The sequence below is a fragment of the Pseudoalteromonas sp. GW168-MNA-CIBAN-0100 genome, assembly GCF_040309225.1.
Taxonomy (GTDB): domain Bacteria; phylum Pseudomonadota; class Gammaproteobacteria; order Enterobacterales; family Alteromonadaceae; genus Pseudoalteromonas; species Pseudoalteromonas arctica.
The window spans coordinates 36,635-47,678 of record NZ_JBEOOL010000033.1 but is presented as its reverse complement, the minus strand read 5'-3'; the positions used below and the strand labels follow the sequence as shown (position 1 = coordinate 47,678).

General features: G+C 39.0%; 11 protein-coding genes. 4 read left to right on the top strand and 7 right to left on the bottom strand.

Annotation, left to right across the window (positions count from 1 at the left end; genetic code table 11):
- Positions 1-127: 127 nt before the first annotated feature.
- The 6 genes from AAEY62_RS17225 to AAEY62_RS17200 form a co-directional block, all read right to left on the bottom strand.
- The gene (locus tag AAEY62_RS17225) at positions 128-1,483 is read right to left on the bottom strand and encodes a sodium-dependent transporter (protein WP_024590953.1); all 1,356 of its coding nucleotides are present in this window, start codon (positions 1,481-1,483) and stop codon (positions 128-130) included.
- 204 nt (positions 1,484-1,687) lie between these two features.
- Positions 1,688-2,980: a sensor histidine kinase gene (locus AAEY62_RS17220; protein ID WP_007586613.1), complete on the bottom strand. Its 1,293-nt coding sequence runs from the start codon at positions 2,978-2,980 to the stop codon at positions 1,688-1,690.
- A 19-nt stretch (positions 2,981-2,999) separates the two neighbouring features.
- On the bottom strand, positions 3,000-3,704 hold the full coding sequence (locus AAEY62_RS17215) for a response regulator (RefSeq protein ID WP_010553868.1): 705 nt from the start codon (positions 3,702-3,704) through the stop codon (positions 3,000-3,002).
- A gap of 25 nt (positions 3,705-3,729) precedes the next feature.
- A complete protein-coding gene (locus tag AAEY62_RS17210; protein ID WP_007586617.1) occupies positions 3,730-4,113 on the bottom strand; it encodes a DUF3019 domain-containing protein in 384 nt (127 codons plus the stop codon).
- On the bottom strand, positions 4,103-4,960 hold the full coding sequence (locus tag AAEY62_RS17205) for a MipA/OmpV family protein (protein WP_024590955.1): 858 nt from the start codon (positions 4,958-4,960) through the stop codon (positions 4,103-4,105). The genes AAEY62_RS17210 and AAEY62_RS17205 overlap by 11 nt, the downstream gene beginning before the upstream one ends.
- Positions 4,961-5,314: 354 nt before the next feature.
- Positions 5,315-6,118, bottom strand: a complete 804-nt coding sequence (locus tag AAEY62_RS17200) for a hypothetical protein (protein ID WP_024590956.1) — start codon at positions 6,116-6,118, stop codon at positions 5,315-5,317.
- 113 nt (positions 6,119-6,231) lie between these two features.
- Here AAEY62_RS17200 and AAEY62_RS17195 point away from each other — a divergent pair, with 113 nt between their 5' ends.
- On the top strand, positions 6,232-7,386 hold the full coding sequence (locus tag AAEY62_RS17195; RefSeq protein ID WP_350635486.1) for a serine hydrolase domain-containing protein: 1,155 nt from the start codon (positions 6,232-6,234) through the stop codon (positions 7,384-7,386).
- Positions 7,383-7,886 (top strand): SixA phosphatase family protein, encoded by a 504-nt coding sequence (locus AAEY62_RS17190; protein WP_350603566.1) that lies wholly within the window; start codon positions 7,383-7,385, stop codon positions 7,884-7,886. The genes AAEY62_RS17195 and AAEY62_RS17190 overlap by 4 nt, the downstream gene beginning before the upstream one ends.
- A gap of 79 nt (positions 7,887-7,965) precedes the next feature.
- On the opposite strand, the gene yhbY is transcribed toward AAEY62_RS17190, so the two are convergent.
- Positions 7,966-8,262, bottom strand: a complete 297-nt coding sequence (gene yhbY / locus AAEY62_RS17185) for a ribosome assembly RNA-binding protein YhbY (RefSeq protein ID WP_002963153.1) — start codon at positions 8,260-8,262, stop codon at positions 7,966-7,968.
- An 88-nt stretch (positions 8,263-8,350) separates the two neighbouring features.
- Between yhbY and rlmE the strand changes: the two genes are divergently transcribed.
- Together rlmE and ftsH are read left to right on the top strand one after the other, a co-directional pair.
- Positions 8,351-8,980, top strand: coding sequence for a 23S rRNA (uridine(2552)-2'-O)-methyltransferase RlmE (gene rlmE, locus AAEY62_RS17180; protein ID WP_007586629.1), 630 nt, complete (start codon positions 8,351-8,353; stop codon positions 8,978-8,980).
- Between the two features lie 66 nt (positions 8,981-9,046).
- Entirely contained in the window at positions 9,047-10,990 is a 1,944-nt protein-coding gene (gene ftsH, locus AAEY62_RS17175) for an ATP-dependent zinc metalloprotease FtsH (protein WP_231609128.1), read from the top strand.
- Positions 10,991-11,044: the final 54 nt, after the last annotated feature.

Sequence of the window (11,044 nt, the reverse complement as noted above, 5' to 3'; positions counted from 1 at the left end):
GGTGCTCGCAAAGACACAAAAATATCCAGTTAGGTATAAACGAAAAAACACCACTCGTTCTTAAACGAGTGGTGTTAACTAATGTGGGCTATTTTAATTTAAGACTATTTTAAGGTTAAGGTATTATTTAGCTCAAGAGTGAGTGTAAAAATACCATACCAATAGCAAGTGGACACACAAACTTGGTATACCAAGGCCATATTTTCCAAAACAATGTGTTATGGACCTCAGGATTACCTTCTTTAATTGCTTTAAGTAATGATCCTCTGTACCAAATCCAGCCTACAAATATACAACACATCAGGCCAAGCAAAGGTTGAGCTACTTTTGTAGTTAAAGTAATCACTAAGCCAAATAAGCTGCTAAGGTTACACACAATTATAATGCTAACGATAGCAATTAAAGCTCCAATCAACCAGGTTGCCTGAACGCGTTTCATCCCAAAGCGCTCTACAGTGTATGATACTGGCGCCTCTAACATTGAAATAGATGACGTTAAAGCGGCAATACTCATTAACGCAAAAAATGAAAAGCCCACAAATAAGCCAACTTCGCCCATTCCATCAAATAAAGCAGGGAGTACCTGAAATACTAACGTATCTTCAGAGAGTAATTTACCTGTTGAGGCCGAGAATATTTCAACGCCTTGAGCTTGCGCTACATACATAGCCGGAATAATCAGTAAACCCGCTACAAAGGCTATAAATACATCAATAAGGGTTACATAGGCACCTAAAGAAACAAGATTTTCTTTTTTGCTAATGTACGAGCCGTAAATAATCATTACGCTAGTACCTAGCGATAAAGAGAAAAAAGCTTGTCCTAGTGCGCTAACTAATAGTTTTGCGTCTAAAATAGACGAAAAATCAGGAACTAAGTAAGCCTTTAAACCTTCCATTGCGCCATCTTGGGTCATTACATAAGCAATAAGTGCAAATAAAATCCCCAAAAGAGCGGGCATTAAACGTTTTGACCATTTTTCAATACCGTTCTCAACGCCTCTACTGATAATAGCGACAGTTAGTACGATAAAGACGAGAGTGAATATAATGTTTCGGGTAAGTGATTGCTCACTTAGCCATGTCGATGCTGTGTCGGCACCGACAAGAGTAGCTATGGGTTCAGCTGTAGCGCTGAGCATCCAACCGGCAACAATCGCGTAAAAACTTAATATAAAGCCAGCACATAAAATACCGCCAAAACCAACGATAAAGGCAAAGTGTTTTTGCCATGGCTTATTAGATATTTTTTGAAGTGATGAAACCGCGTTTGCTTGGCCATGACGACCAATCATAAGTTCAGCCATTAAAGCGGGGTAGGCTAAAAAGAACGCAAGCACTAAGTATGCGACTAAAAATGCAGCACCGCCATTACTTGCTGTTTGTGTAGGGAATCCCCAAATATTGCCCAAACCAACGGCAGAACCCGCGGCGGCCATAATAAAACCAAAGCGAGAGCTGAACTCGCCTCTAACTGCGCTCATATTATTGTACTTCTCTATTGTGTGACGGCGGTGACAATCTACTGGAAATGTTAAAAAATAAAAAGTGCTTATTTGCTGATCTAGCACAATTTAATAAGTAAAGTGTGTGTTATAACCATCGATTTTAATTGTTGTTATCGAGTCGTTTAAAATAACGAGTTGATTTTGTTTAATAATTGTTAATTACAGTCTGTAACTATTGCTTTACGAATTATGATGCTGTGCAATAGTGAGAGTAAAACACGCACCACCTAGCTGGGTACTTTTACTTACTTTAACACTGCCATGATGCCAGTCGGCTACTTTTTCAACAATAGCTAGACCAAGGCCGTAACTTTTATCAGCTCTGTTACGGTGATCTTCTTCCCTAAAAAATGGGCTAAATACATTACTAAAATTTTCTCGAGCGATACCCGGGCCGTCATCTTCTACCGTTATTATAAGCTGTTGCTCGTGTAACTTTGCGCTTAAGTAAATATGTTGGCTTGCAAAATCACATGCGTTAGTTAATAAATTAGTAATTGCGCGAGCAAGCCAGTGAAGATCTGCATTTATTATTTTATCGGTACTATTGAGTTGTACGTTGAGCATTTGCATTTCAAGCTTAGGTGCAAGTTGCACTAAAATATCTTCAAGGTAGGACTTAATGTTTGTTGATGAATAGGTCAGCTTATTAGCATTTTGCTCTAAAGTAGCAAATGCTAAATAGCTACTAAGCATCGATTCCATATGGTCTAAATCATTTTCCATACGGGTTAAATACTGTTTTACTTTTTGCTCATCATGGCTATCTAATGCCGCATCTAAACCAAATCGCAGGCACGCGATAGGGGTGCGTATATCATGAGATAAACTTGAAGCCATTAGCTTGTTTTCGGCGACAAGTTTCTCTATTTGGCTGGCCATGCGGTTAAAGGTAAGCTCTACGTCTTTTATGTAAGTAAAATGCGATACTTTTATTCGGGCTTGAACATTACCAGAGGCAAACTTTTTAGCGGCTTCATTTAACACGGTTAATCGTTTAGCTAAGGGCGCAATAATAAACCCCATAAATACACATAAGCCTGCGTAAAAGAGTAAGGTTAATATAATGTCGTTATGTTGCTCGCTATCAAAAATTTTATCTAAACGCATTGATAAGTGAAAAGGATTTAAAACAGCGCTGCTATAAAGCATATAAAAGCCTTGCTGATCTTCTAAAATCAGCCCACCCGGCGTGTGCATTTGTAATAATAAAGAAGGCGGTAAAGCAAGTGATTCATTAGGTTTGTAATCAATTAAAACATCAAACTCTAGCGCCAGTTGTTTTACATAATCGCTGCGCTCAGATGTGGGTATGTTAGCTAACTGCTTGCTAAAACCCATGATCATTTTACTTTGCTGACTAAATTCATCCTGTGGGGTATGCGCTTGTTGACTAAAAGCATCAATAAGCCAGCCCAATACCACAATAGATAAAAGTGCACTGCCTAAAAGCGATATATAAAACTTTTTCATTTATTTATTCATCACTTTATTACCACGCAGTAGAAACAAGTAAATATCCACGGCCCCAAATAGTTTTAATTTTTTCAGGGTTTTGTGGATCATCATTAAACTTTTTACGAAGTGCAGAAATAAGTACATCAACACTTCTATCAAGCCCATCGTATTCTCTGCCTTTGGTTGCTTTAAATACAGCGTCACGCGAGACCACTTGGCCTGCATTGCTCGCAAGGTAATGAAGCAGTAAATACTCAGCACTTGATATGTTTACGTCTTGCTCGTTGAGTTTTACATTTCTAGATTCGGTATCAATACTAAGCGCACCAACATTAATAACACTCTCGTTAACGTGTGGAGTATTTGGCTCATTATTTTGGCGAAGGGCTGCTTTTATACGCGCTAGCAATGCACGAGGGCGTACAGGTTTCATTATGTAGTCGCTTGCACCTACTTCTAGACCAATGACCTCATCCATTTCTTCATCGCGTGCGGTGAGCATTATAATGGGCGAATTATAAAAACTACGAAGTTCTCTACACACGCTTATACCATCTTGCCCTGGAAGCATAATATCAAGGAGCACGATATTTGGATTTAACGTTTTGACTTGGCTAATTACTTCGTCACCTCTGTGACAAACATGCGTTGTGTAGCCTTGCTCTGTTAAGTATTCAGCAACCCATTGAGCAAGTGATACATCGTCTTCAACGAGTAAAATAGTGCCATAGTTATCCATGAAAATATCCTTAATGCGATTGGTATTAAAATAGTCGCCAGCGGCGCTTTTTTTGCCTGTTTTGATATACCCATTGAAGCTTTACTTCGGCAATACTAATTATTTTAGAGGTATTGCTGTCAAATAGTTCAAATGAAATACTTTGCTGTGAATCAAATGCATAATTAAAGGTACCGCTCTGTTGCTTGAGCCAACATTGCATTATGTACTTTGAGGTGGCGTCACGTAGGCAGTAATTACCAATGATAGGTTGCTCCCACGTTAGCGTTACGTCAGCATAGCAATTTCGCCCTTCGCGCAATGCAACGCAGGTGTCGGGAACTGCTATAAGTGCTTCAGGAGGTTCCTGAGCTTTAACAGTAAAAGTACTGGGGAAGATCAGTAATACACAGATCCATCTAAAATACATAACGTAGGCCTACCTTGGCTTTGTGTTGATATCCTTGGGAAATAATTGGACTGTCGTCAATCTCTTTTGAAAACCATGTGGTAAGCCAGCCGGATAAAAACACCCAATCTTGGCTTATTGGGTACTCAGCATGGAACTCAAAAATAATACTAGTACTGGCATTGCTGCTATAAACCGGGCGAAGGCTGGTGGCTTCATCGCTATCAATACCAAAGTAATAATTGGTAAAGTCAGCAGAGTAGGCGCTTAAACCAACACCAGATCTAAACTCCCAGTTTCGCCATGGTAAAATGTGACTAAAAAAGCTGTTTATAACCCAGCCATTGTGCGCGCCAGATACATCATGAAGGTATTCAAAAGAGAATTGAGAATTTTCAAATCGACGAGAAAGTCGAAGGCCGACGTCAAAGTCGTAATTACGTTTTTTTATACCTTGGAGTTCTTTTATAACACCATGGTTATAGAATCCGAGGCCTTTTTCGTCAAATCCAGCTTGAGTATTTGTGCCTAATATATCTAGGCCCCAATCAAATTTATCTATAAGACTGTAGCCTATTACAAGGCCGCCACTGAGTTGATTGTGATCGAAATCAAGGTAAAATTTATCGTAGGAAACAGCAAGACTTAAGTCGAGCTCAACGCCTTTATCGTAAGACTCAATGCCGACAAGGTAAGAATCTTCAATATAAAAGCCCGCACCAGCACTCCAATCCCACGCAAAGCCTTGGGTTGGCTCTAACGTATTATCTGCATAATAGCGGTTACTTGCCATACTCGACGTGCTAAAAATGCAGCAAAAAAGCAGTGTTATGCTCAGTAAAGTATGGTTAAGCAAAGCGTTTCTCATCCCTTAGGGCCTAATTATTATTTGTTATTAAGCGTAGTATATTGTTAATTCGTTCCTTTAATCTGTAAAAAAATGTAGTAAGTGTTAGGTCTGTTGATCTTTCAAGGTTAAATTTTAAGCAGTCTGTTTTGTATTTAGGCAAGGCAGAGCCTATGCAGTGTGGCTATTCCCCACAAATGGGCGATAACGTAGCATTAATGCCAAACAGGCGCTGCCCAAAGGGTTCTTCCTAGGGGCTATTTACTCTTTGTTACTCGGTTTTGACTTAGCCCACTAGGTTACAAATCTCGCGCCGCGATTAAATAGCCCCTAGTTTGAACCAATTTTAATCCGTAAAGATCAACAGACCCTAATTTACTGAACTTTAATTTTATCGATTAATATACTACTCAAGTAAAACTGCATCATAGGTGTTAATGCACTTACTTCTGTTCTGTTACATGGACCGCTAAGTTTGGTAAGGCTAGATAGTTTTGACAACGTTTTGTACTGAGGGATTTGAATATCTTTGCCAAGTCTTTCAATACGGGCCACGTCAGTGTTTTGCTGATGAATAAAAGCGACAACCTCAAGCTCATTTGTGATTTTTTGCTCTTCAGTGAAATTGTAAATTAGTGGTTCACGATGAAAACTTGCGCTGTCGATTGAAGATTTAGCAAACCAAACAACATCACCCGATGACTTGTGCGTGAGACGCATACTAACTTGTGCAAATATTGCAGCGCACTGCTGTGTTGGGTATTGCTGGGCAACATTTGAATATAAAGTAAATGGCTTCTCTGGTTGCTTTATTGCGTACTTAGTATCGTCTGTGAAAGTTAAATCGAGTTGCTGAATAGTCAGTGTGTAGTCACTGTTATTTTTAGTTGTTACTTTTAGTTGTTTATCGTTCAGTGCTTGGCTAATTTGCGATAGAAGTTTATCGGTTACGCTTGCCTTATCGGTAATGATTTTTACTGTTTGGTTTCTAACTACTTTATGTGCAGGAAGTTGAACCGATTTAACTTTTGGAGATGAGTGCTCTGTAGTGTACTCAAGTTGATAGGTCTGACTTTTTAATGTTGGCTTTAATGGCATAGCCAGTGGTTCGGCCGGCTGCTTTGTAATAGCACAACCAGTTGATAATAAAATAAAAAGTGACACAACTAAAAAACGCATAAGTACTAAACACTCGCTTAAAACCAAATAATCGTCGTATTGTACGTTAGTACAAACAAAACTTCATGATATTATCTGCGCAGATGTAGTTAAAAAGATAAATTTTATAAAAAATGAAGTATCTCAACTCTTTATCGTATTGCCTATCTGCTTTGTGTTTGCTGTTTAGTTCTTTGGGTTTTGCAGCAAAAGCGGATCCTGATTGGGATGCATTTGTAAAAAAGTACGGCCGTTACGCACAAAAAAAATTAAAAAGTAAAGGTATACCCGGTGCAGCGCTTTCGATTGTAAATATAAACAACTCAGACTACATCCACACCATGGGCGTAACTAAATCACGAAATGGACAAAAAGTTAATAAGCATACTCGGTTTAGACTCGCGTCTGTTTCGAAGACATTTGCAGGCTCGTTATCAGCTAAATTGGCTGCTAACGGCCTACTGGAATTAGATAAGCCTGTTAGCGAATACATAACTGATTTTAAAGGGACTGTTTATCAAGATGATTTAAAGGTGTTTCATCTTTTGAGCCATTCAAGTGGATTAGTTCCTAATGCATACGACAATTTAATTGAATCTCGTATGGATTACCCAGGTATTGTTGAAAAGCTGCTTAGCGTCAAACCAATTTGCAAACCCGGCGAATGTTATGGCTATCAAAACGTTATGTTTAGTCTTATAGGCGATGTGATATTACAAAGCACCGATAAAAGTTACGGACAGTGGTTACGAGAAGCTATTTTTGAGCCATTAAAAATGAGTGATGCGAGCTTAGGTTTTGAACAAATGGTGCATGACAATAATTATGCTCTACCTCATGTGCGGGGTAAAAAGCGCTGGTATAGCGCTAAGCTTAAAAAAAATTATTATAAAGTGGGACCTGCAGCGGGTGTGAACGCTAGCGCAAGTGATATGGCTATTTGGTTAAGAGCGCAGCTGGGCCAATATCCTGATGTTTTGTCATTGGATACTCTAGCAAAACAAACACGCCCTTATACACATACAAAAAAAGAAATGCATCGCAGGGTGTGGAAAAAACACCTTAATGAAGCTTATTACGGATTAGGTTGGCGCGTTTATAACTATGCTGATGAAACACTTTACTATCATAGTGGCTGGGTGCAAGGATATAGAAGTGATGTGGTTGTATTTCCTCACTTAAATATTGGTTTTAGCTTAATAGTTAATGCTGAAACCGGCGTAATCAATGAGCTAACGACTGAATTTATCGACAGGCTATTAGAATACAAACGAGGTAAAAAAATATGAATATTAAAATAATATTAGCAATCACTTTTTTAGTCATGTTATTTAATTGTAGTTTAGTGTTTGCAGCACCTGATGAGATATATTTGTTTCGTCATAGCGAAAAGTTAACGGGTAAAAATCCAGCGCTCTCAGAGGTGGGAAAGGCACGTGCAAATAATTTAGTTACTTTTTTCAAAGAGTATCAAAATATACATATTTTCAGCAGCAACTATAAACGCACGTTACAAACAGCGGCCCCTTTGCAGGCATATTTGAATACCGACGTAAATGTGTATAACGCAGGTGAGCTAAGTGATTTGAAAAATGAGTTACTAAAACTAAAAGGTGTAGTTGTTGTTATTGGGCACAGTAATACAACACCGCAACTAGCCGAGCTACTTTCGAATGAAAAAGTGCCAGCAATGAGTGAAACACAATTTACTCAGTACTTTATATTGAATAAGAAGCCCAGTAGTAATGGTAGTGAATATGATGTAACCCATCATAAAATGAGTTTTTGATTTAAAACGTTAAATAATAAAAAACCAGCATTAAGCTGGTTTTTCAATTTAAACGCACTAAATCCTTTAACAGGAATAATTAGTTACGAGGTAAATGTATTTTTTTCTCAACGCTTTGACGATAAAGCACAATAGTGTGACCTATCGTTTGTAGCTTAGTCGCACCAGTTTCACGTACGATTGCTTCAAAAATTAATGCTTTTGTTTCACGATCGTCAGTTGGAACTTTAACTTTGATTAATTCGTGAATTTCTAATGCACTTTGAATTTCTACTACTACGCCCTCGGTTAAACCGTTAGAACCTAGTAAAACTACAGGCTTAAGGCTATGTGCCTGACCTTTTAAAAACTGCTTTTGTTTGTTTGATAATGTCATGTTTATACAAATTTTGCTGAATATGGCTTGAATTAAGGGTATTCTAACGCCATCTAGAGAATATTACTAATTAGTTGCGTGTTAATTTATGACAAATAAAAAACAGTCAGCCAGTTCACAGCGATGGCTGAAAGAACATTTTGATGATAAATATGTTCAAGAAGCGCAAAAAAAAGGCTGGCGTTCCCGAGCGGTTTTTAAATTAGATGAAGTACAAAATAGAGATAAAATACTTCGTCCAGGTATGACAGTTGTTGATTTAGGGGCGGCTCCAGGAAGTTGGTCTCAATATTTGGCTGAAAAAGTAGGTGACAAAGGCCAAGTGATCGCGTGTGATATATTGCCGATGGATTCACTTGCGGGTGTTGACTTCTTACAAGGTGACTTTCGTGAGGAGGCTGTATTAAATGCGTTGTTAAAACGTATTGATGGTAAAAATGTTGATGTGGTACTCTCTGACATGGCACCAAATATGAGTGGCAATAACTCAGTAGATCAAGCGGGTAGTATGTATTTGGTAGAACTTGCGCTGGATATGTGTAGTCAAGTACTAAAGAAAAATGGCGCATTTATTGTTAAAGTTTTCCAAGGAGAAGGCTTTGATCAATACTTGCAAGATGTACGTAATAGTTTTAAAGCAGTGAAAATACGCAAACCTGATGCCTCACGTGCCCGTTCTCGGGAAGTATATATAGTAGCGACTGGATACAAACTGTAGTACAGTTGCTTGGCGTTTAGTTGAATTTAAATTAATTGGATACAAGAGGTTAACCCCTTGAGCGATATGGCGAAAAATTTAATACTATGGCTGGTGATTGCAGTTGTGCTGATGTCAGTCTTTCAGAGCTTTAATGGCGGCGAGCAAGTTGATCGTCAAACAAGTTACACTCAATTTGTAAAAGATGTCCGCAGTGGCTCTTTACAAGAAGTTATTATCGACCGCGGTACAGGAAATATTACTGGTACTAAGAGCAGTGGTGAGCGTTTTCAAACAACGATGCCAATGTACGATGAAGACTTAATAAATGATTTACTTAAAAATGATGTAAATGTGAAGGGTGTACAACCTGAAGAACAATCATTCTTAGCAAGTATATTTATCTCTTGGTTCCCGATGATACTGCTTATAGGTGTATGGATATTCTTCATGCGTCAAATGCAAGGCGGCGGCGGTAAAGGCGCTATGTCATTTGGTAAGAGTAAAGCTCGCTTAATGAGTGAAGATCAAATTAAAACAACGTTTGCTGATGTTGCAGGTTGTGATGAAGCGAAAGAAGATGTTACTGAGCTGGTAGACTTTTTACGAGATCCTTCTAAGTTTCAAAAACTTGGCGGTAGTATTCCTAAAGGTGTACTAATGGTTGGTCCTCCAGGTACCGGTAAAACGTTACTTGCGAAGGCTGTTGCTGGTGAAGCTAAAGTGCCATTTTTTACAATTTCTGGTTCAGATTTTGTTGAAATGTTTGTGGGTGTTGGTGCGTCACGTGTACGTGACATGTTTGAGCAAGCTAAAAAAGCGGCGCCTTGTATTATCTTTATAGATGAGATTGACGCTGTTGGTCGTAAACGTGGTGCTGGTATGGGCGGCGGTAACGATGAACGTGAGCAAACACTTAACCAAATGCTAGTAGAAATGGATGGTTTTGGTGGTAACGAAGGTATTATCGTTATCGCAGCAACTAACCGACCAGATGTATTAGACCCTGCATTACTTCGTCCAGGTCGTTTTGACCGTCAAGTTGAAGTAGGTTTACCTGATATTCGTGGTCGTGAGCAAATACTTAAAGTACACATGCGTAAAGTGCCATTAGGCGATAACGTAGAAGCTGCTCTTATAGCACGTGGTACTCCAGGTTTCTCTGGCGCGGATTTAGCAAACTTAGTAAACGAAGCTGCACTTTATGCAGCGCGTGGTAATAAACGTGTTGTAAGTATGGCTGAATTTGACGCTGCTAAAGATAAAATCATGATGGGCGCAGAGCGCAAGACCATGGTGATGAGCGAGCAAGAAAAAGCAATGACAGCGTATCATGAAGCTGGCCATGCAATTGTTGGTCGTATGGTGCCAGAACATGATCCAGTTTATAAAGTATCTATTATTCCACGTGGCCGTGCGCTGGGTGTAACAATGTACTTGCCTGAGCAAGATCGTGTTAGCCATTCAAAAGAGCTTTTAGAATCAATGATTTCTAGCCTTTATGGTGGCCGTATTGCTGAAGCGCTTATTTACGGCGCAGATAAAGTAACAACGGGTGCAAGTAATGACATTGAACGAGCTACAGATATAGCGCGTAAAATGGTTACACATTGGGGTTTAAGTGAAAAACTAGGTCCGTTACTTTACGCTGAAGATCAGAACGAAATGTATATGGGTGGTGGCGGTAGTCGTTCATCTAGCATGTCGGACGACACGGCAAAAGTAATTGATGCAGAGGTTCGATTACTTTCAGATCGTAACTATCAAAGAGCAGAAGAAATATTAAAAGAAAACATTGATATTCTTCACTCAATGAAAGATGCGTTAATGAAATACGAAACTATTGATGCTAAACAAATTGATGATTTAATGGCACGCCAACCAGTACGTGAACCGCGTGATGCACATGACCGTCATGAAGCTAAACCGGTAAAAGCGGAAGAACCTCAAGAACCAGTTGCTGATGAAAATCAAAAGACTGATGATTCATCAAAAAAAGATGAAACAAACCTTGATGACAAAGCTGAATAATCGTTAAAATAGTAATGAAAGCCCCGAACTTCGGGGCTTTTTTGTATCAGCTAT